Origin of the sequence: Mycobacterium sp. 1423905.2 (assembly GCF_001673155.1) — a bacterium.
GTDB lineage: Bacteria > Actinomycetota > Actinomycetes > Mycobacteriales > Mycobacteriaceae > Mycobacterium.
In genome coordinates this window covers 26139-47222 of sequence record NZ_LZLE01000026.1, presented here as the reverse complement: position 1 = coordinate 47222, position 21084 = coordinate 26139, and the positions used below count along the sequence as shown (strand labels likewise).

The following is a 21084-nucleotide window of genomic DNA, read 5'->3' as shown; positions in this document are numbered from 1 at the left end:
CAACATGTTCTGCGCAGCAACGGCTTTGGTGGCTTTGGCGCCGAGCTTGGCGGCTTGGCTGCGCAGCGCGGCGGCCTTGCGTTCGGCATTGGAGCGTTCCCGGCGGCGACGCTGCTCGTCGGTGGCGCGCGCGTCGAGATACTTCTGCCAGCCCATGTTGTAGACGTCCATCTCGCCGCGCACCGCGTCGAGGAACCAGACCCGGTTGACCACGTCGGAGATCAGGTCGACGTTGTGGCTGATCATGATCAGGCCGCCGGTATGCGACCGCAGGAAATCCCGCAGCCAGCCGACCGAGTCGGCGTCGAGGTGGTTGGTGGGCTCGTCGAGCAGCAGCGTGGTGGACGAGCCCGCCCCGGACTCAGAGGCCGCGAACAAGATCCGCGCCAGTTCCACGCGGCGGCGCTGACCGCCGGAGAGCGTGCGGAGTTTCTGCGTCAAAACCCGTTCCGGCAAGCCCAGACTCGCGCAGATGCGGGCCGCTTCGCTTTCGGCGCCGTAACCGCCCAGTGCGACGAAGCGCTCCTCGAGTTGGCCGTAGCGGCGGATGGCGCGGTCGCGGGCGTCGTCGTCGGCGACCTCGGCCATCAACGCCTGCTGCTTCTCCAGGTCGGTGAGCAACGCGTCAAGACCGCGGGCCGACAGCACCCGGTCACGGGCCAGCACGTCGAGGTCACCCTCTTTGGGATCTTGTGGCAGATAGCCGATTTCGCCGTTGCGCAGCACAGTTCCGGCGTAGGGTTCGCTCTCGCCGGCCAGGATGCGCAGCGTCGTCGTCTTGCCGGCGCCGTTGCGTCCGACCAGCCCGATGCGGTCGCCCGGTTGCACCCGCAGGTCGGGGCCGTCGGGTGAGAGCAGAATGCGCGCTCCAGCGCGGACCTCGAGGTCCGTAGCCGTGATCACGATGCTCTCCTAGGTTTGACTACTTGTCGTCGGTGAAAACCGCCGGCCGCTTCTCTGCGCGCGCGGCGACCGCCTCTTCGAAGTTGGCGGTGAGCAGACGGACGAAAAGCTGGCCCAGGCCTTCGGCCTGCATGTGCCCCTCCAGACTGCCAGCGTCCAGTCCACTCCATAGTGTGCGTTTGGTCAACTCGATTCCAGGCCGCGAGAACGCCGCCATCCGGGCTGCGATGGCATAACAGGTGTCCAGCAACTGATCGGGCGGCGCTTGACAGGACACCAGCCCGATGCGCTCGGCTTCCTCGGCGCTGACGTCACGGCCGGTCAGCATGATCTCGAATGCCCGCGACGACCCGATGGCGCGCGGCAGCAGGTAGCTCAGCCCCAGTTCGCTGGCGGTCAGGCCGTTGTTGATGCCGGCAGCGCGGAAATAAGCGCTGGTGGAGGCCACCCGGATGTCGGCGGCCAGGGCCAGGCACAGGCCGCCCCCGATGGCCGGTCCGTTGACCGCGGCGATGACCGGTTGGTGCATCCGTCGCAGCGCCAAGATGACGTCGTCGAGCAACTCCATGGAGCGCAGCGCGTAGGTCGGCCGGGTGAGGTCCTCGACGTGGGGTACCGAGCCGGCGGATTTGTGGTCCGCGCCTGAGGAGAATCCTCGTCCCGCACCAGTCAGCACCACGACTCGAACGGAGTTGTCGTAGGTCACCTGCTCGAGGGCTTCCTTGAGCGGCACCATGACGTCGAAGGCCATGGAATTCATCCGCTCCGGCCGGTTGAGGGTGATCAGCGCTATTTCGGACCGGGGGTGCTCGACGAGGACCAAACTCACCTGTCGACGGTAGCCCACCGCCGGCGAATCAGGCTTGTTCGGCGTCTCCGGGCTGGGCTCCGGCGTCTCCGGCGTCCACGTCGAAGGCCTTGAGCTGCTCGATCAGGTCTTCCAACGCCGCAGGCGGCAGGGCGCCGGGCTGGTTGAACAGCAGTTTGCCCTTCTTGAACGCCATCAGCGTGGGGATCGACCGGATCTGCGCGGCGGCGGCCAGTTCTTGTTCGGCTTCGGTGTCCACCTTGGCAAACACCACATCAGGGTGTTTTTCGGATGAGGCCTTGAAGGTCGGCGCGAACGCCCGACACGGGCCGCACCAGGAGGCCCAGAAGTCGACGAGAACCATGTCGTTGTCGTTGATGGTGTCGTTGAATTGCGCGGCGGTGATGTCTTGGGTACTCACGTTTGCGCTAACGCCCCGGAGCGGCCGGTTGTTCCGACACCGGTCACTGGCCAGTGTGCGGTGGCGGCGCTCAGTGTGCTCCTCGGGCGCCCCAATCGCCTACGAGCCGCCGTGGCTACCCGGTGAAAGCCGCGGCCGCACGGTGGACGCTTCAGGGGGTCGCCGCCGACCGCCAGGATCGCTCGGTCAACAAGCGCATGCCGTTGAGCGCGACCAGCACGGTCGACCCCTCGTGGCCGGCCACGCCGAGCGGCAGCGGCAAGTCACCGAACAGGTCCCAGAGCACCAGCGCGGCGATGATCGTCGCGGCCAAGATCAGGTTGGCGGTCAGGACCCGGCGCGCTTGTCGGGCCAATCCGATGATGGTGGGGATGGTGTGCAGTTCGTTGCGGACGATGACAGCGTCGGCGGTCTGCAAGGTGAGGTCGGTGCCGGCGCCCATCGCGATCGAGCTGCGCGCCGCTGCCATGGCCGGTGCGTCGTTCACGCCGTCACCGACGACCAGCACCCGGTGTCCCCTGCCCTGCAGGGCGCGGACCGCCTCGACCTTGTGCTCCGGGAGCAGCGCGGCCCGCACATCGACGATCCCGGCGGATTCGGCGATTCGGCCGGCCGAGTGAGCGTTGTCGCCGGTCAGCAGTATCGGTGGTGACGTCACCGCGGCCAGCGATGCGACGGACTGCGCCGCGTCGGGACGAAGCTGGTCGGTCAGGCCGAGAAGCCCGATCGCCACGCCGTTCACCAGCACGATGGCCGCCATCGCGCCGGCCGCGACGAGCGGCGCCAGCTGGGGCAGCGGTTCGCCGGTATAGCTGTGCGGGCTGCAGACTTCGACGAATTCGCGGGCTACCTCTGCGCGCACCCCGCGACCCGGCAACGCGCGGAAATCTTCAGCCCCCGGGATGCTGATGCCGCGGCGGCCGGCTTCCTCGACGATGGCTCGTCCAATCGGATGTTCGCTGAATTGTTCTGCTGCGGCGGCTAATTCGATTATCCGAAGCTCACTGTATTGATCGGGACACACTGGCTCGACGATGGTCACCTCGGGGTGCCCGCTGGTCAGTGTGCCGGTCTTGTCCAGCGCGACGATGGTGGTCTCGGCGAGGCGTTCGACCACCGCGGCGGATTTGAGCAGCACCCCGTGCCGGCCGGCGTTGGCGATGGTTGACAGCAGCGGCGGCATGGTGGCCAGCACCACCGCGCACGGCGACGCGACGATCATGAATGTCATCGCGCGCAACAACACCGGTTGCACCGCCGCGCCCAACAGCAGCGGGACGGTGATCAGTGCGATCGTGGCCGCGACCAGGCCCGCCGAATAGTGTCGCTCGATCTTCTCGACGAACAGTTGAGTTCTGGCCTTGGTCGCGGAGGCATCGGTCACCAATTCGACGATGCGCGCGACGACGGTTTGCGCCGCGTCCCGGGTGACCACCAGTTGCAGTGCGCCCGAGCCATTGACGGTGCCCGCGAAGACGTCATCGCCGCAAGTTTTCGCCACCGGCATCGGTTCACCGGTGATGGTGCACTGATCGACCTCCGAAGCCCCGCAGGCAACCACTCCGTCGGCGGCGATCCGCTCACCCGGCCGGACCACGACCCGGTCACCCACCGCAAGCTCACTGGCGGGCACGACCCGTTCGGCACCGTCGGCTGCCATCACCACCGCGACCTCGGGTGCGAGGTCCAGCAAGCCGCTGACCGAGTTCGCGGTGTGTTTGGTCGCCACCTCGTCGAGCGCGCCGGAGGTGGCGAAGATGACGATCAATAATGCACCGTCGAAGATCTGACCGATGGCGACCGCGCCGACCGCGGCAATGATCATCAACAGATCCACGTCGAGTGCCCTGCCACGCAACGCCTGCACTCCTGCCCATGCCGGACCCCAGCCGCCGGCGAGGTAACACGCCAGATACAACGTCCACCAGACCAAGCGCGGGGCGCCGCCGAGCTGTGCCGCCGCGCCGGCGAGGAAGAGCGTCAAAGCGATTGCGGCCCAACGCACAGAGATCGCCGACCACAGCGCGCCGCCCCACCGAGCCGGGTAGCGGTTGGGCGGGGCAGGACTTGCCAAACCGCCTGTAGCAGTCGTGGTTTCGAGCGTAGGCGTGCTCATGCCGAAGGGCCTCGCAGCGGGTCGGAGGGGTAGACCCGGCCGAGTCTATCGACGCAAAGATGTTGGGAAGTCTCGGTTTTGTTGCGGTATGTGACTGGATTGGCCGCTTGCCGGAGGTATGCGCCGGCCCCGCCGAACGCGGGCGTTCCACCGTCCTAGCGCCTGCGTCGAGGTTACGGTTGCGTACGTTTTCCGGCGTCGGCCACACTGAGGTCCTGATTCGCCGGAGGGAGGGAACCACGTTGGGCCACTACATCGCCAATGTGCGCGATCTCGAGTTCAACCTGTTCGAAGTCCTGGATGTGGGCGCCGTCCTGGGTAGCGGACCCTACAGCGATCTCGACGCCGACACGGTGCGCACGATCTTGGCCGAAGCGGCTCGGCTGGCCGAGGGCCCGATCGCCGAGTCTTTCGCATTCGCCGACCGCAATCCCCCCGTTTTCGACCCCAAAACCCACACCATCAGCGTGTCCGCCGAGCTGGTCAAGACCGTGGATGCGATCAAAGAAGCGGGCTGGTGGCGACTGGGCCTGGCTGAGGAGATCGGTGGCATGCCCGCGCCGGCGCCGCTGGTGTGGGCGGTCAACGAAATGATCTACTGCGCCAACCCGTCCGCCTGCTTCTTTAACCTGGGCCCCACGCTGTCTCAGTCGCTCTTCATCGAGGGCAACGAGCAGCAGCGGCGTTGGGCGGCCCTCGGGGTGGAGCGCGGTTGGCAGGCCACCATGGTGCTGACCGAGCCGGATGCGGGTTCCGACGTCGGTGCGGGTCGCACCAAGGCCGTCGAACAACCGGACGGCACCTGGCATATCGAGGGTGTGAAGCGGTTCATCTCTGGCGGCGACGTCGGCGACACGGCGGAAAACATCTTCCACTTGGTGCTGGCCCGCCCGGAAGGCGCCGGTCCCGGCACCAAAGGGCTGAGCCTGTTCTACGTCCCCAACCATCTCTTCGACCCCGACACCGGCGAGTTGGGTCCTCGCAACGGCGTGTACGTGACCGGCCTGGAACACAAGATGGGCCTGAAGTCCTCACCGACGTGCGAGCTGACGTTCGGAGCCACCGACGTGCCCGCAGTCGGCTACCTGGTCGGCGGCGTGCACAACGGCATTGCGCAGATGTTCACGGTGATCGAGCACGCCCGCATGACCATCGGGGTGAAGTCCTCAGGCACGCTGTCCACCGGATATCTCAACGCACTGGCTTTCGCCAAAGAGCGCGTGCAGGGCGCCGACCTGACCCAGATGACGGACAAGACAGCGCCGCGAGTGACGATCATGCATCACCCGGACGTGCGCCGCAGCCTGATGACACAGAAGGCCTACGCCGAAGGCCTGCGCGCGCTGTACATGTATGCGGCCGCACATCAGGACGACGCTGTGGCGCAACGTGTTTCCGGCGCCGCACCGGACATGGCGCACCGTGTCGACGACCTGTTGTTGCCCATCGTCAAAGGCGTGGGCTCGGAACGGGCCTACGAGATCTTGACCGAATCGTTGCAGACGCTGGGTGGTTCGGGCTTCTTGATGGACTACCCCATCGAGCAGTACATCCGCGACGCCAAGATCGACTCGCTCTACGAGGGCACCACGGCCATTCAGGCGCTGGACTTCTTCTTCCGCAAGATCGTGCGCGACCACGGCAAGGCGCTGCAATTTGTGACCGGCCAGATCACCGAGAGCATCGAGAACATCGCCCCGGCGCTGAAACCGCAAGCCGAGCTACTGCAGACCGCGCTGGACGACGTGACCGCGATGACCGGCGCGCTCACCGGTTATCTGATGTCGGCGGCGCAGCACGCCACCGACATCTACAAGGTGGGTCTGGCGTCGGTGCGCTTCCTGCTCGCCGTGGGCGACCTGCTCATCGGCTGGCGGTTGCTGGTGCAAGCCGATATCGCACAAGCCGCGTTGACCGACAGCCCGTCGAAGGCGGACCAGGCGTTCTACGAGGGCAAGGTGGCAGTCGCTGCCTTCTTCGCCAAGAACATGCTGCCGAAGCTGACCGGCGTGCGCGCCGTCATCGAGTCGATCGACGACGAAATCATGCGCCTCCCCGAAGACGCATTCTGAATACACAGCAAGTACAAAGCTGCCGCGGGTAGACCCGTTCGTTGGAACCCGCCCACGATTGGAGCAGCGTGATGTCTTGCAGTACCCACACTTCCCGGCCTACCCGGTTCGCCGTCCTGGCGGTCGCCGCGGCCACCGCACTGTCGGTTGCCGCCTGTGGTTCATCGTCGAACAAGGCAGGCCCGACCACATCACCAAGCGCTACCCAGAGTTCGGCGCCGAGCACCTCGACCACCGCTGCACCACCGCCCGCCCACGGCCAAGCGCGGATCAGCGGTCTCATCGCATCGGTATCGGGCAACGCCGCCCAAGTCACCCAGGAAAACGGTAACGCGACAGTCGATTTCACGCCGTCCACCAAGGTCACCGATGTCACCCCGGCCGCGCTGACCGATGTCGCGGCCGGCAGTTGTGTCACCGTGCGGGCCACGGAAACCCAAGGCAACCAACCCGTCACGGCGGCAGCGGTGCGCATCAGCCAGGCGGTCGACGGCAAGTGCCCGCAGGCCAAACAACCCGCACCCGGATCCCCCGCGAAGCGTCCCGCCATCACGGGCACCGTCGCGTCGGTGGCGGGAAACACCATCAACGTCACCAGCAATGACAACACCCAGACTCCGGTGACGGTCAACGACAAAACCCGCTACACCAAGCAGAACGCCGCCACTGCCCAAGCCATCACGGTCGGCAAATGCCTGACCGCGCAAGGCACTCAAGACAACGGCGGCGCGCTGCAGGCAACGGCGATCAACCTGCGTCCGGCGAACGACGGCAAATGCGGGCCCAGCGGAAAGCCGCACGGCCATGGCGGCTGAGCGGGACCTATGAAGCGGCCGCGCTGAAAGACGTCAGACGGTGAAGCCCAGGGCGCGCAGTTGCTCGCGCCCGTCCTCGGTGATCTTGTCCGGGCCCCACGGCGGATTCCACACCCAGTTGATGCGGATCTCGTCGACCAGACCGCTGCCCACCAGCGCACTGCGCGACTGGTCTTCGATGACGTCGGTGAGCGGGCAGGCAGCCGACGTCAGGGTCATGTCGATCAGCGCGACGGTCCCCTCCTCGGCCTCTTCCAGGTTCAAGCCGTAGACCAGCCCGAGGTCGACGACATTGATGCCGAGTTCGGGGTCGACGACGTCACGCATCGCCTCTTCGACGTCGGCGAGCAATTCCTCATCCGGTGCGGTGGTTTCGCTCATCGGTCACCTCCTCCAAGGCGTAGCTAGCTTGGGCCAACGCATCTTTGAACGCCATCCAGCCAAGTAGTGCGCATTTCACCCGTGCGGGATACTTGGCCACTCCCGCAAACGCTACTCCGTCACCCAAGACTTCCTCGTCGCCCGGCACGGTCCCGCGCGAAGACACCATCTCGGTGAAAGCGTCCAGGGTCTTGAGCGCCTCTGGGACGCTTTGCCCGATGACCTGCTGGGTGAGCACCGAGGTCGCCGCCTGGCTGATTGAACAACCCTGGCCGTCATAGGAGATGTCGGCCACGCTGGCCCCGTCCTCCGACAAGGCCACCCGCAGCGTGACCTCGTCACCGCACACCGGATTGACGTGGTGGACCTGCGCGCCATACGGCTCGCGCAGACCCCGGTGCTGCGGGTGTTTGTAGTGATCGAGGATCACGTCTTGATACATCTGCTCGATCCGCACAGTCACGGTCTCCCGAAGAAGTCGACCGCGCGACGCACCCCGGCCACCAACCGGTCTACCTCGTCGGCGGTGTTGTATACGGCGAACGACGCCCGAGCGGTGGCCGCCACGCCGAATCTGCGGTGCAGCGGCAGGGCACAGTGATGCCCGACCCGAACGGCGACGCCTTCGTCGTCGAGCACCTGCCCGACGTCGTGCGCGTGCACCCCGTCGACCACGAACGACACCGGTGATCCACGATTCTCCATGTCGGCGGGCCCGATGACCCGGACCGCGTAGATGCCGGACAGGCCGTCGAGGGCCGCCGCGACCAGTTCACGCTCGTGGGCTTCGACCGCCTCCATGCCGATGCCGCCGAGATACCGTGCGGCGGCGGCCAGACCGACCACCTGCGAGGTCATCGGTGTTCCGGCCTCGAACCGCTGCGGCGCCGCGGCGTAGGTGGCGGATTCCATGGTGACCGTTTCGATCATCGAACCGCCGGTGAGAAACGGCGGCATCTTGCTCAGCAAGTCACGACGGCCATACAGCACGCCAATCCCGTTGGGCCCCAGCATCTTGTGGCCAGAGAAGGCGGCGAAGTCGACGTCGAGGGCGTGGAAGTCCACCGGCTGGTGCGGCACCGATTGGCAAGCGTCCAGTACCGTCAGCGCCCCGACGGCCCGAGCGCGGCTGACCAGTTCACCCACCGGCGCGACGGCACCGGTCACATTCGAATGGTGGTTGAACGCAACGACTTTCACGCGCTCATCGAGCTGCAAGCTGTCCAGGTCGATGCGGCCGTCGTCGGTCACGCCGTACCAGCGCAATGTGGCGCCGGTACGCCGGGCCAGCTCCTGCCACGGGATGAGGTTGGCGTGGTGCTCGAGTTCGGTGGTGACGATGACGTCACCGGGGCCGACCGCGCGCTCGAAGCGACTGTCCCCCAACACGTAGGACACCAGGTTGAGCGCCTCGGTCGCGTTCTTGGTAAACACCAACTCATCGGCGTGAGCTCCGACGAACGCCGCGATGTCGGCGCGGCCCTGCTCGTAGGCGTCGGTTGCCTCTTCCATCAACTGATGCGCGCCGCGGTGCACCGCGCCGTTGCAGCTGAGCAGGAATTCCCGCTCGGCATCGAGTACCTGCAGCGGCCGTTGCGACGTGGCACCAGAGTCCAAGTACGCCAACTGATTTCCGCTGCGCATGTTGCGCTTGAGGATCGGGAAATCGGCACGGATAGCCGCGATGTCGGGCCGGCTCACCGAGAGCGTCACGTCAGGCTCCGGTGGCCGCCGCTTGAGTGAAGCGGACGTAGCCGTTTTCCTCTAGCTCGTCGGCGAGCTCCGAGCCGCCGGATTCGGCGATGCGACCACCGACGAAGACGTGTACGTATTCGGGCTGGATGTAGCGCAGAATGCGGGTGTAGTGGGTGATCAGCAGGATGCCGCCGTGCTCGGCTTGGGCGTAGCGGTTCACCCCCTCGCTGACCACCCGCAACGCGTCGACGTCCAAGCCGGAGTCGGTTTCGTCCAGAATCGCGATCTTCGGCTTGAGCAGTTCGAGTTGCAAGATCTCGTGGCGCTTCTTCTCGCCCCCGGAGAATCCTTCGTTGACGTTGCGTTCGGCGAAAGCGGGGTCGATGTCCAGGCCGCTCATCGCGCCCTTGACTTCTTTGACCCAGTGCCGCAACTTCGGCGCCTCCCCGCGGATGGCGGTGGCCGCCGAACGCAGGAAGTTCGACACCGAGACGCCGGGCACCTCGACGGGGTATTGCATGGCCAGGAAGATCCCGGCCCGAGCCCGCTCGTCGACGCTCATGGCCAGTACGTCGGCGCCGTCCAGCGTGATCGATCCCGACGTCACCCGGTATTTCGGATGGCCGGCGATGGCATAGGACAACGTGGACTTGCCCGAACCGTTGGGCCCCATCAAGGCGTGCGTCTCACCGGATTTCACGGTGAGGTCGACGCCTTTGAGGATCGGGATTTCCCGTTCCCCGTCGGCCGCGTTGGGGTTGTCGACGCTGACGTGCAGGTCCTTGATTTCCAGAGTCGTCATAAAGCCGTCTTTTCCGTGATCTCTAGTTCGTGTTCGATGGCGGTGGTCAGGCGCTCGCGTAACTCGGGCACCCCGATGCGAGAAATGATCTCGCCGAAGAAGCCGCGCACCACCAGCCGGCGTGCCTGGTCTTCGGGTATGCCGCGCGAGCGCAGGTAGAACAGTTGCTCGTCGTCGAATCGCCCGGTGGCGCTGGCGTGTCCGGCACCGACGATCTCGCCGGTCTCGATTTCCAGGTTGGGCACCGAGTCCGCACGGGCACCGTCGGTGAGGACCAGGTTGCGGTTCACTTCGAACGTGTCGGTGCCGGTGGCCTCGGCGCGGATCAGCACGTCACCCACCCAGACGGTGTGCGCGTCGGGCCGCGATGAGTCCGGATCTCCTTGCAGCGCACCCTTATACAGCACGTTGGATCTGCAGTCGGGCTGTGCGTGATCGACGAGCAGCCGCGACTCCAGATGCTGGCCGTCGTCGGCGAAGTAGAGCCCCAACAGTTCCGCGTCGCCGCCGGAGGCGGTGAACCGCACGTTGGCGGTCAACCGCACCACCTCGCCGCCCAGGGTGACCGTGACGTGCCGCAGCACCGCGTCCTTGCCCAGCCGGGCGTGGTGCGCACTGACGTGCACGGCGTCGTCGGCCCAGTCGGCGAGCCACACAACGGTGAGCCGCGCGGCGTCCGCGACGACGAATTCGACGTTCTCGGCGTAGGTTCCGCTCCCCCGGTTGTCGATGACGACGACGGCTTCACCGAGTTCGGCGACCCGGATCTGCACGTGGCCGTAGGCGACCGCTCCCGCGCCGGGCCCAGTTACGACGATGTTCACCGGTTCACCGACCTGCGTGTCACGCCCGACGGTCACCACCGTCGCCGCGTTGAACGACGAGAATGCCTGTGCTGCAACGCGATCGGTCGGTACGCCACCCTGCCCGAGCCGCTCGTCGCCGCGACGCACGGATTCGACCTGCACGCCCGGGTGCTCGCTGACGGTGATCTGTGCGCTGCCGGTGGCGCGCGCCGATCCGTCGTGCAATCCCCGCAGCCGCCGTAGCGGGGTGAACCGCCACAGCTCGTCGCGGCCGTGCGGGACTTCGAAGGCGTCGACGTCGAAGGAGGCGAACAGCTCTCCCTTGTTCAGTGCGGCTATCGACGATCCAGCTGGTGCGGTCATCCGACCGCACCCTCCATCTGCAGCTCGATCAGCCGGTTGAGCTCCAGGGCGTATTCCATGGGCAGTTCCTTGGCGATCGGCTCGACGAAGCCGCGCACCACCATCGCCATGGCCTCGTCCTCGGTCAACCCGCGGCTCATCAGGTAGAACAGCTGGTTGTCGCTGACCTTGGACACGGTGGCCTCGTGGCCCATCGTCACGTCGTCCTCGCGGATGTCGACATACGGGTAGGTGTCGCTGCGGCTGATGGTGTCGACCAGCAGCGCATCGCATTTCACGCTGGAGCGGGATCCGTGCGCGCCCTTGTTCACCTGCACCAGACCGCGGTAGGAGGTGCGGCCACCGCCGCGCGCCACCGACTTGGAGACGATGTTGCTCGACGTGTTCGGCGCCAGGTGCAGCATCTTGGCGCCGGTGTCCTGGTGCTGGTCCTCACCGGCGAACGCCACCGACAGCACCTCGCCCTTGGCGTGCTCGCCGGTCATCCAGACCGCCGGGTACTTCATGGTGACCTTGGATCCGATGTTGCCGTCGATCCACTCCATGGTGGCGCCGGCCTCGGCGCGGGCCCGTTTGGTGACCAGGTTGTAGACGTTGTTCGACCAGTTCTGGATGGTCGTGTAGCGCACGCGCGCATGGGGTTTGACGATGATCTCGACGACCGCGGAGTGCAGCGAGTCCGACTTGTAGATCGGCGCGGTGCAACCTTCGACGTAGTGCACGTAGGAGCCCTCGTCGGCGATGATCAGCGTGCGCTCGAACTGGCCCATGTTCTCGGTGTTGATCCGGAAGTAGGCCTGCAGTGGGATGTCGACGTGCACACCGGGCGGGACGTAGATGAACGAGCCGCCGCTCCACACCGCGGTGTTGAGCGCGGAGAACTTGTTGTCGCCCGCCGGGATGACGGTGCCGAAGTACTCCTTGAAGATCTCCGGGTGTTGCCGCAGACCGGAGTCGGTGTCGAGGAAGATGACGCCCTGGGCCTCCAGGTCCTCCCGGATCTGGTGGTACACCACCTCAGACTCGTACTGCGCGGCCACGCCGGACACCAGCCGCTGCTTCTCGGCTTCCGGGATGCCCAGCTTGTCGTAGGTGTTGCGGATGTCTTCGGGCAGGTCGTCCCACGTCGCGGCTTGCTTCTCGGTGGAGCGCACGAAGTACTTGATGTTGTCGAAGTCGATGCCCTGAAGGTTCGAGCCCCAGTTCGGCATCGGCTTCTTGTCGAAGATGCGCAGCGCCTTCAGCCGGATGTCCAGCATCCATTCCGGCTCGTTCTTCTTCGCCGAGATGTCGCGGACCACCGCCTCGGACAGACCGCGCTGCGCGCTGGCGCCGGCGACGTCGGAGTCCGCCCAGCCGTAGCCGTACTTGCCCAGGGAGGCGATGGCCTCTTCCTGGGTGAGCGGCGCGGCCGGAACCTTGCTTGCCTCGGGTGTGAGGGTCATACGGACGCTCCTTTGTTGCTCGTGGGGTCAGTCATGTCGCGGCGCGGGCTGGGCGCCTCCGTCGAATTTGGGACGGTAAGTGGCACATGGGTGGTGCAGGCGCAGTCGCCGTTGACGATGGTCGCCAACCGCTGCACGTGCGTTCCGAGCACCTCGGCCATGGCTTGCTGCTCGGCTTCGCACAACTCGGGGAATTCCTGGGCGACGTGCGACACCGGGCAGTGGTGCTGGCAGATTTGCACACCGTGGATTGGCCCGCCCACCCTGGTGGTGGTGGCGATGTAGCCGGCTTTGCTCAGTGCCCCGGCGATGCGCTCGGCGGCGTCTTCCACCGCGCCTTCGTCGGGCCCGTCGGCGCCGGATACCCCGGACAAGATGCCGTCGATGCGCCGGCGCGCGAAGGTCCGGACGGCCTCGTCGCCGCCGATCTCGCGCAGTTGGCGAATGGCTGCGGCGGCCAGGTCGTCGTAGGCATGGTCGAGCTTGGTCCGGCCGGCGGCGGTCAGGCGGTAGCGCTTGGCCGGTCGTCCGCGGCCTACCTGCTGCCACGCGGCGGCCGGTACCGACTCGGCGTCGCCGGCGTCGATCAGCGCGTCGAGGTGGCGCCGCACCCCGGCGGCAGACAGGCCGAGCCGGTCGCCGATTTCACCAGCGGTGATCGATCCGGACTCCACCAACAGGCGCACGATCGCGCGGCGAGTGTGGCCATCCGAACCCGCAGCGGCGGCCGCACGCGCAGCAGCATCCTGCGATTGGATTTTCACAACACCAGTGTGACGCAATTCCGGCGGGCGGTCCACCAAGGGTGCCCTGGCTAACGGGTCGCATCGGTCACACCCCGTGGGACTGCGGGGCGGTGCGCAGCCTGCCGTTAGGCTGCTGAAATGGCAGCCCGCCACCACACGTTGAGCTCGTCGATCGCCAGTCTGCACGGCGACGAGCAGGCGGTCGGCTCACCGCTGAATGCCGCTGAGCTCACCACGCTGCGGCGCACGCGCTTGTTCGGCGCGACCGGCACGGTTTTGATGGCGATCGGCGCTTTGGGGGCGGGCGCGCGTCCGGTGGTCCAGGACCCGACGTTCGGGGTGCGCTTGCTCAACCTGCCCTCCCGTATCCAGACGGTGTCGTTGACCATGACCACCACCGGGGCGGTCATGATGGCACTGGCGTGGTTGATGCTCGGCCGCTTTGCGATGGGGCAGCGGCGGATGTCGCGGGGCGATCTGGACCGCACGCTGCTGCTGTGGATCCTCCCGCTACTGATCGCGCCGCCGATGTACAGCAAGGACGTCTACTCCTATCTGGCACAGAGTCAGATTTCGCTGCAAGGGCTGGACCCGTATCGGGTGGGCCCGGCGTCCGGCCTGGGTCTGGGTCACGTGTTCACCCTGTCGGTGCCCAGCCTGTGGCGGGAGACCCCGGCCCCCTACGGTCCGCTGTTCTTGTGGATGGGGCGCGGCATCTCGGCGTTGACCGGGGAGAACATCGTCGCGGCCGTGCTGTGCCACCGGCTGGTGGTGTTGGTCGGCGTGGCACTGATCGTGTGGGCCACACCGCGGCTGGCCCGGCGCTGTGGAGTCGCCGAAGTCAGCGCCCTGTGGCTAGGAGCGGCCAACCCGCTGCTGATCATGCATCTGGTGGCGGGCATCCACAACGAGGCGCTGATGCTGGGCCTGATGCTGGCCGGGGCGGAGTTCGCGTTGCGCGGCGTCAACGCGGAGCGCCCGTTGAAGCCGGCGTCCTGGCACGGCCCCGACTGGCAACCGCTGGGCATGCTGCTGGCGGGGTCGACGCTGATCATCCTGTCCTCTCAGGTGAAGCTGCCGTCGCTGCTGGCGCTGGGCTTTGTCGGTACGGCGCTGGCCTACCGTCGTGGTGCCAATCTGCGTGCGCTGGCGCAGGTCGGCGGGCTGATGGCGGGTTTGTCGGTGGCCGTGATGGCCCTGGTCGGGTGGGCCAGCGGACTGGGATTTGGCTGGATTTTCACGCTGGGCACCGCCAACGTGGTGCGCAGCTGGATGTCCCCGCCGACGCTGCTCGCCTTGGGTACCGGCCAGGTCGGCATCCTGCTGGGCCTGGGCGATCACACCACCGCCGTGCTGTCGCTTACCCGTGGCATCGGCGTGCTGATCATCATGGTGATGGTGTGTTGGCTCTTGCTGGCCGTCTTCCGCGGCCGGTTGCACCCGATCGGCGGCCTCGGCGTCGCGCTGGGCCTGACGGTGTTGCTGTTCCCCGTCGTGCAGCCCTGGTATCTGCTCTGGGCCATCATTCCGTTGGCAGCGTGGGCCACCAGAACGGGCTTCCGGGTCGCCGTGATTATCATCACGCTGATCGTCGGTATCTTCGGTCCGACCGCCAACGGGGACCGATTCGCGCTGTTCCAAATCGTCGACGCCACGTTGGCCAGCGCGCTGATCGTGGTAGTGCTGATCGCGCTGACCTACCACCAACTGCCCTGGCGTGCGCTGCCATTCGTCACCGACACCGCCAACCGGGAGCATGGGGCCGCGTCGGCGCCGCAACCGGAACCTGTCGCGGTGACCGCGGGGGCTGGGCGGGTCAGGCCTGCTGCCACCCCTTCCGCTGAGGCGGCAACCGACGCCTACGCTGATTCCACGTGAGCTCGGACCCGCAAGACCGCCCGGTCGTGCTGCGACTGCGCGGCGTCAGCAAGCGCTACGGGTCCGTGGCCGCCGTCGACAATCTTGATCTGGACGTGCGTGCGGCCGAGGTGATGGCGTTGCTCGGGCCCAATGGAGCGGGCAAGACCACGACCGTCGAGATGTGCGAAGGCTTCGTGCGCCCCGACACGGGCTCTATCGAGGTACTCGGGCTCAACCCGATCACCGACAACGCGCGGCTGCGGGCACGGATCGGGGTCATGCTCCAGGGCGGCGGCGGCTATCCGGCCGCCCGCGCCGGTGAGATGTTGCACTTGGTGGCGTCCTATGCCGCCGACCCGCTGGACCCGCAATGGCTGTTGTCGACGTTGGGTCTGACCGAGTCGGCGCGCACCACCTACCGGCGGCTTTCCGGTGGGCAGCAACAGCGGCTGGCGCTGGCCTGCGCGCTGGTCGGGCGCCCGGAACTGGTCTTTCTCGACGAACCCACCGCCGGTATGGACGCGCACGCCCGGCTGCTGGTGTGGGAGCTGATCGATGCGCTGCGCCGCGACGGCGTGACCGTGGTGCTGACCACTCATCAGCTCAAGGAGGCCGAAGAGCTTGCCGATCGGCTGGTCATCATCGACAACGGCGTCAAGGTGGCCGAAGGCACGCCGACGGAGTTGATGCGCGCCGGCGCCAAGGACCAGCTGCGCTTCACCGCGCCGCCGCGGCTGGATCTGTCATTGCTGGCGTCCGCGCTGCCCGAGGACTATCAGGCCAGCGAGGTGACGCCGGGCGAGTACCTGGTCGAGGGCCCGGTCGATCCGCAGGTGTTGGCGACGGTCACCGCGTGGTGCGCGCAGATCGACGTGCTGGCCACCGACATGCGCGTCGAGCAGCGCAGCCTCGAAGACGTGTTCCTCGATCTGACCGGCAGGAAGTTGCGGCAATGACCCAGACGGACCCGGTGTTCCCGGCGGGCACCTTCTCCCCCGACCCGCGCCCCAACGCGGTATCCCGCATGCTGGCCGCGCAATTCGGGCTGGAGCTCAAACTGCTGCTGCGCAACGGCGAGCAACTGCTGTTGACCATGTTCATTCCGATCACGCTGCTGGTCGGGTTGACCCTGTTGCCCCTGGGGTCCTTCGGCCAGCACCGCGCCGCCACTTTCGTGCCGGTCATCATGGCGCTGGCGGTGGTGTCGACCGCGTTTACCGGGCAGGCCATCGCCGTCGCGTTCGACCGCCGCTACGGGGCGCTGAAGCGGCTCGGTGCGACGCCGCTGCCGGTGTGGGGCATCATCGCCGGCAAGTCGTTGGCTGTGGTTGCCGTGGTTTTTCTGCAGGCTTTGATTCTGGGTGTCATCGGATTCACGTTGGGGTGGCGACCGGCGTTGGCGGCGCTGGCGCTGGGTGCGGCCGTGATCGCGTTGGGCACCGCCGGTTTCGCGGCGCTGGGGCTGCTGCTCGGCGGCACCCTGCGGGCCGAGATCGTGCTTGCCGTCGCCAACCTCATGTGGTTCGTCTTCGCCGGATTCGGCGCCCTGACCCTGGAAACGGACATGATCCCGGCGTCGGTGAAGTGGCTCTCGCGGTTGACGCCGTCCGGCGCGCTGACCGAGGCGCTGTCGCGGGCGATGATCCTGTCGGTGGACTGGTTCGGGATCGTCGTCCTGGCGGTGTGGGGCGCGCTGGCGGCGCTGGCGGCGCGGCGCTGGTTCCGCTTCACCTGAACCTGGTCAGTCGGGGACGTAGTCGAACGTGTCCGGATTGCCGCCGGTCCGTCCGGCTTCACCGCGGTCGAGCGCGGAAATGGCGTCCATCTCCGAGCCGTCGAGTTCGAAATCGAACAACTCGAAATTCGACTTCATCCGCTCCGGCGAGATCGACTTGGGGAAGACGACGTCACCACGCTGGATGTGCCAACGCAACACCGCCTGTGCCGGGGATTTACCGTGGTTCTCCGCGATCCGGCCGATGACCGGGTCGTCGAGGACCTTGCCCTGAGCGATCGGCGACCACGCCTCGGTCACGATGCCGTGCTGCTGCCCGTAGGAGCGCACCTGGTCGTTGAGGAAGTAGGGGTGAACCTCGACCTGGTTGACCGCGGGCACCGTGTCGGTTTCCTGCGCTAGCCGCTCGAGGTGGGCCGGCTGGAAGTTCGACACCCCGATGCTGCGCGCCCGCCCGTCTTTGGCGAACTCTTCGAGCACCCGCCAGGTTGAGACGAAGTCGCCGTCGTAAAGCGTCGGCAGCGGCCAGTGGATGAGGAACAGGTCGACGTAGTCGGATTCCAGGGCGCTCAGCGTGTCGGCGAACGCACGACGGGCCTCGTCGGGACGGTGGAAGCCGTTGTTGAGCTTGCTGGTGATGAAGACGTCGGCGCGGTCCACACCGGCCTTGCGGATGCCCTGACCGACTTCCTTTTCGTTGCCGTACATCTGGGCGGTGTCGATGTGCCGGTAACCGATCTCCAACGCCGCAGCCACCGCCGTGGGGGTGTCCGCGGGCTCGATCTGGAAGACACCGAAACCCAATTGCGGAATGTGCGCGCCGTCGTTGAGCTCGATCGTCGGAATTGTGGTCATGTCTGCCTTCCTGGGCCGTCCTGAGCGTCCTCGTCCATAGTGCCCACCGATCCGCTCGGCTACTCACGACGAGATTGCCGTCACCGTCGCGGCAACGCCGGGTGGCACAGCCCCCACAGCAATCTCGATGCAGCCGCCCGCTTCTACTACGCCTCGTAGTGGTCGATACCATCGGGCGGTGCCCGTCAAACGAACGCTGAGGCGGTGGGTCGACCTGCTGCCCGACCCGAGCCTGCGTGTCCAGCGGGTCATCGCGTTCGCCGTGATTCTCACCCAAGGCGGCATCGCCGTCACCGGCGCCATCGTCCGGGTCACCGCGTCAGGTCTGGGCTGCCCCACCTGGCCGCAGTGCTTCCCGGGCAGCTTCACCCCGGTAGCGGTCTCCGAAGTACCGCGCATCCACCAGGCGGTCGAGTTCGGCAATCGGATGATCACGTTTGCCGTGGTGGTCACCGCGGCGCTGGCCGTGCTGGCGGTCATCCAGGCGCGCCGGCGCACGGAGGTGTTGGTGTATGCGTGGCTGATGCCGGCCTCGACGGTGGTGCAGGCGGTCATCGGCGGCATCACCGTGCGCACCGGGCTGCTGTGGTGGACGGTGGCCATCCACCTGCTGACCTCGATGACGATGGTGTGGCTGTCGGTGCTGCTCTACGTGAAGGTCGGGGAACCCGACGACGGGATGGTCAGTGACGGCGCCCCTCGGCCACTGCGGCTGCTCACGGCGTTGAGCGCGCTCAACCTGGCGGCGGTGCTGGTGACGGGCACGCTGGTGACCGCCGCGGGGCCGCATGCGGGTGACAAGAGTCCCAGCCGCACAGTGCCCCGGCTCAAGGTCGAGATCACCACGCTGGTGCACATGCATTCGTCACTGCTGGTGTCCTACCTGGCGCTGCTGGTCGGCCTCGGGTTCGGGCTGCTGGCGGTGCAGGCCAGCCGTGCCGTCCTGCTGCGACTGGGCGTCCTGCTGGCGCTGGTGTTCGCCCAGGCCGGCGTCGGGACGGCGCAGTACTTCACCGGGGTGCCGGCCGCGCTGGTTGCCGTGCATGTGGCCGGCGCCGCGGCGTGCACGGCGGCCACCGCCGCCTTATGGGCCTCGATGCGAGAACGGGCATAGCAGGCCTGCACTTGGCGGTGGTCAGGCTTCGAGCCGGGCCCGGATTGTGGCGAGCCGTTGTTCCAGCTCTGCTTCGTCGATGATGCCGCGGGCCACCAGAGAGTGGGCAAGAGAGACCAATTGGTTTTCGGGATACGGCAGGCTCGAGTACAGCGTCGCTGAAAGGACGTCCTCCTCGTCCCGCCGCTCTTTGAAGCTCGGGATGTCGGTGCAACAAGTGGCATGGTCCAACGCGTCACAGAGCCCGTCCAGACTGCTCTTCCACGGCGGCACGGGGTTCTCGACGCCGTATTTCGCAGCCATTTGAGACCAGACCTGATTGCGTTCCACGATGTTGCGCAACGAGCTGATCGCGGCCCGCTCGATCGGGCGCGGTTCCTCCGTCGTACTCACCGAAGTTGCCTCAGCCGGTGACTGGATGGACGGCCGGCCGGGTGTCGGTGATGACGTTGGTGGTGACACCGGGCTTGGGCAGGGCGACACCGATCAAACAGTCGCGCGTGATGATCTCGGCCAACTGTTCTTCATCCCAGCCGTCGGTGCCCTCGGGACGCATGGGCATCACCATGAAGCGGTGTTTCTGGTTGGAATCTTCCACCCGGACTTCGACGTCGTCGGGAAGATAGAGCCCGAACTCCGCGAGCACTTGCCGCGGCCAGCGGACCAAGCGGCGACGGTAGTTGGGGGTGCGATACCACTCAGGAGAATTGCCCAGGATTGGCCGCGGATAGCACGAGCACAACGCACAGACGATCACGTAGTGCAAAGTCGGTGTGTCTTCGAGGATTTGGAATGCGGTGAAGTCACTGGGGGTGCCAAAGCCGGTGGGCTCGAGCCAGTCGACTCCTACCGCTTTACTGGCGGCCATGGGCTCGGCGAGGGCGAGCTGTTTGAATTCGGGATCCAGCCACGCCCGAGCCACCAGATGGGCGGCCGGAGTCGGACCGATCTGTTCGGCGAACTCGGTGAAGTGTCGATGCTCTTCGGCGGTGAAAATGCCCTTCTCGATGCATAATTCGCGCAGCGCGATCTCCAGCACCTCGAAGTCGGTGATCTCGTCGACCATCGGGGCGACAGTGCGTGCGTGGTCGTGGTCGTGGTCGGTCATAGAAATCCTTCGTGGGTTCAGCTAGCTGCTTCGAGCCAGCGCTCGGGAAGCTCGGTCTGCAATGTGTCGGTCGCGGTCCCGGTATAGGCGTCCCACAGCGCGCAGAGCCTGAACCGGACGACGTAGAACCACTCCGGTTTCGCGTCAGGGCGGTCCCAGGTCTCGTCCTCAGCCGCGGGGCTCTCATAAGCCACTGACGCGATCTCGCCCCGGGCGCCGCGGCAATATTCCGGGGTGCGGGTGTAGAGCAGGGCGGGCAGATCGCGCACCACGACGGGGTTACCGACTGTGAATTTCGGCTCGCCGGCTTGTCCGGCATACACCTGCGGGTCACCCTTGCCCACCGCGCGCTTGTGGTGTTCGTTGCGCTTGACCTGCGTCCCGTCGCCCTCACACTTTGGCTTCGCCTCAAGCTTTTTCCCCGCGAGTCCGTCGCTGTAACGAGCTTTCACCTCAACCATTCGCTGACTGAGCTCGCCCAGGCTGATGTGGTGTTTCTCCACAAGAACGCGGGCGACGGCCCACAGCCACCGGCCGTAATACGGCATTCCCAGGTAAATCGCCCGCCCGACATCGACGTTGCCGATTCGACGTCGCTCTTCGGACAACCAGATTCCGCGCGCCGCAAGCACTTCGCAGATCACATAGGTCATGTGTTCCCACAGCTCGTACTGCTTGTTCTCGTACTTCATCGGCACATCCGGCTCGCCGCCGACGTCATGGTTGGTCTTCATATACGCCCAGAAGCGATCGTGATCGATCAAATCGGGCGTGGGCGCGTCGGGCAGCTCTGGATAAGCAGATTTGAGTCGAGCCACCAGATCCAGCTGAGTCGCGCGCTCTGCGGCAGTGCTCACCCAGGCCCCCTTCGTTGTGCAAGATCAAGACGCGGGCTGTCGTCTTGCGTCGACATCGGCAGCTGTCGGATCACCTGGCGTGGATGTCGGCAGAATGTGGTGCTGCTCATAGCATTCCTGCTCAACGCGCGACGGACAAGCTCTGCAAGTGAACAAGTATGAAAAGAATCCGGACGCGCAAA

Annotated in this window: 21 protein-coding genes; 6 read left to right on the top strand and 15 right to left on the bottom strand. The window is 66.4% G+C overall.

The features are described 5' to 3' along the window. The 4 genes from A9W95_RS01925 to A9W95_RS01910 all read right to left on the bottom strand — a co-directional run. Positions 1–903, bottom strand: a 903-nt coding sequence (locus tag A9W95_RS01925; RefSeq protein WP_156745953.1) for an ATP-binding cassette domain-containing protein, incomplete at its 3' end; no start/stop codon positions are given. 19 nt (positions 904–922) lie between these two features. Then, on the bottom strand, positions 923–1750 hold the full coding sequence (locus tag A9W95_RS01920; protein ID WP_256388881.1) for an enoyl-CoA hydratase: 828 nt from the start codon (positions 1748–1750) through the stop codon (positions 923–925). 10 nt (positions 1751–1760) lie between these two features. Further along, the gene (gene trxA / locus A9W95_RS01915) at positions 1761–2132 is read right to left on the bottom strand and encodes a thioredoxin (protein ID WP_067408959.1); all 372 of its coding nucleotides are present in this window, start codon (positions 2130–2132) and stop codon (positions 1761–1763) included. 151 nt (positions 2133–2283) lie between these two features. Further along, entirely contained in the window at positions 2284–4248 is a 1965-nt protein-coding gene (locus tag A9W95_RS01910; protein ID WP_067408958.1) for a heavy metal translocating P-type ATPase, read from the bottom strand. Between the two features lie 242 nt (positions 4249–4490). Between A9W95_RS01910 and A9W95_RS01905 the strand changes: the two genes are divergently transcribed. Together A9W95_RS01905 and A9W95_RS01900 are read left to right on the top strand one after the other, a co-directional pair. Beyond that, complete coding sequence (locus tag A9W95_RS01905; RefSeq protein WP_067408957.1) at positions 4491–6320, top strand: acyl-CoA dehydrogenase; 1830 nt, start codon at positions 4491–4493, stop codon at positions 6318–6320. Positions 6321–6391: 71 nt separating this feature from the next. Beyond that, positions 6392–7135 carry a DUF5666 domain-containing protein gene (locus A9W95_RS01900; protein ID WP_067408956.1) on the top strand — a complete coding sequence of 248 codons (744 nt, stop codon included), beginning with the start codon at positions 6392–6394 and terminating at the stop codon, positions 7133–7135. 33 nt (positions 7136–7168) lie between these two features. On the opposite strand, the gene A9W95_RS01895 is transcribed toward A9W95_RS01900, so the two are convergent. Genes A9W95_RS01895 through A9W95_RS01865 form a run of 7 tightly spaced genes read right to left on the bottom strand, consistent with a single transcriptional unit; the run spans position 7169 to position 13430 of the window. Then, on the bottom strand, positions 7169–7516 hold the full coding sequence (locus tag A9W95_RS01895) for a metal-sulfur cluster assembly factor (RefSeq protein WP_067408955.1): 348 nt from the start codon (positions 7514–7516) through the stop codon (positions 7169–7171). Continuing rightward, positions 7491–7979 (bottom strand): Fe-S cluster assembly sulfur transfer protein SufU, encoded by a 489-nt coding sequence (sufU, locus tag A9W95_RS01890; protein WP_067408954.1) that lies wholly within the window; start codon positions 7977–7979, stop codon positions 7491–7493. Before sufU ends, A9W95_RS01895 begins: the two co-directional genes overlap by 26 nt. Then, positions 7976–9229: a cysteine desulfurase gene (locus A9W95_RS01885; protein ID WP_172826525.1), complete on the bottom strand. Its 1254-nt coding sequence runs from the start codon at positions 9227–9229 to the stop codon at positions 7976–7978. The genes sufU and A9W95_RS01885 overlap by 4 nt, the downstream gene beginning before the upstream one ends. 1 nt (position 9230) lies before the next feature. After that, the gene (sufC, locus tag A9W95_RS01880) at positions 9231–10013 is read right to left on the bottom strand and encodes a Fe-S cluster assembly ATPase SufC (protein ID WP_067408953.1); all 783 of its coding nucleotides are present in this window, start codon (positions 10011–10013) and stop codon (positions 9231–9233) included. Next, on the bottom strand, positions 10010–11182 hold the full coding sequence (sufD, locus tag A9W95_RS01875; protein ID WP_067408952.1) for a Fe-S cluster assembly protein SufD: 1173 nt from the start codon (positions 11180–11182) through the stop codon (positions 10010–10012). Before sufD ends, sufC begins: the two co-directional genes overlap by 4 nt. After that, complete coding sequence (sufB, locus tag A9W95_RS01870) at positions 11179–12627, bottom strand: Fe-S cluster assembly protein SufB (RefSeq protein WP_067408951.1); 1449 nt, start codon at positions 12625–12627, stop codon at positions 11179–11181. The genes sufD and sufB overlap by 4 nt, the downstream gene beginning before the upstream one ends. Next, positions 12624–13430 (bottom strand): metalloregulator ArsR/SmtB family transcription factor, encoded by an 807-nt coding sequence (locus A9W95_RS01865; protein WP_067408950.1) that lies wholly within the window; start codon positions 13428–13430, stop codon positions 12624–12626. Before A9W95_RS01865 ends, sufB begins: the two co-directional genes overlap by 4 nt. Before the next feature lie 81 nt (positions 13431–13511). On the opposite strand from A9W95_RS01865, the gene mptB reads away from it, so the two are divergent. Genes mptB through A9W95_RS01850 form a run of 3 tightly spaced genes read left to right on the top strand, consistent with a single transcriptional unit; the run spans position 13512 to position 16968 of the window. Then, positions 13512–15251: a polyprenol phosphomannose-dependent alpha 1,6 mannosyltransferase MptB gene (mptB, locus tag A9W95_RS01860; protein ID WP_067408949.1), complete on the top strand. Its 1740-nt coding sequence runs from the start codon at positions 13512–13514 to the stop codon at positions 15249–15251. After that, entirely contained in the window at positions 15248–16189 is a 942-nt protein-coding gene (locus tag A9W95_RS01855) for an ABC transporter ATP-binding protein (protein WP_067408948.1), read from the top strand. Before mptB ends, A9W95_RS01855 begins: the two co-directional genes overlap by 4 nt. Further along, complete coding sequence (locus A9W95_RS01850; RefSeq protein WP_067408947.1) at positions 16186–16968, top strand: ABC transporter permease; 783 nt, start codon at positions 16186–16188, stop codon at positions 16966–16968. Before A9W95_RS01855 ends, A9W95_RS01850 begins: the two co-directional genes overlap by 4 nt. 6 nt (positions 16969–16974) lie before the next feature. Here the strand turns inward: A9W95_RS01850 and A9W95_RS01845 are convergent, their stop codons facing one another. Then, on the bottom strand, positions 16975–17823 hold the full coding sequence (locus tag A9W95_RS01845) for an aldo/keto reductase (RefSeq protein ID WP_067408946.1): 849 nt from the start codon (positions 17821–17823) through the stop codon (positions 16975–16977). A gap of 196 nt (positions 17824–18019) precedes the next feature. On the opposite strand from A9W95_RS01845, the gene A9W95_RS01840 reads away from it, so the two are divergent. Next, on the top strand, positions 18020–18937 hold the full coding sequence (locus tag A9W95_RS01840; protein WP_371328011.1) for a heme A synthase: 918 nt from the start codon (positions 18020–18022) through the stop codon (positions 18935–18937). A 21-nt stretch (positions 18938–18958) separates the two neighbouring features. On the opposite strand, the gene A9W95_RS01835 is transcribed toward A9W95_RS01840, so the two are convergent. From A9W95_RS01835 to A9W95_RS01825, 3 genes are all read right to left on the bottom strand, one after another. Then, complete coding sequence (locus A9W95_RS01835) at positions 18959–19240, bottom strand: thiocyanate hydrolase (protein ID WP_253851527.1); 282 nt, start codon at positions 19238–19240, stop codon at positions 18959–18961. Positions 19241–19340: 100 nt separating this feature from the next. Then, positions 19341–20045 (bottom strand): thiocyanate hydrolase subunit gamma, encoded by a 705-nt coding sequence (gene scnC / locus A9W95_RS01830; RefSeq protein WP_067408943.1) that lies wholly within the window; start codon positions 20043–20045, stop codon positions 19341–19343. Between the two features lie 17 nt (positions 20046–20062). After that, positions 20063–20902, bottom strand: coding sequence for an SH3-like domain-containing protein (locus A9W95_RS01825; protein WP_067408942.1), 840 nt, complete (start codon positions 20900–20902; stop codon positions 20063–20065). Between the last annotated feature and the right edge of the window lie 182 nt (positions 20903–21084).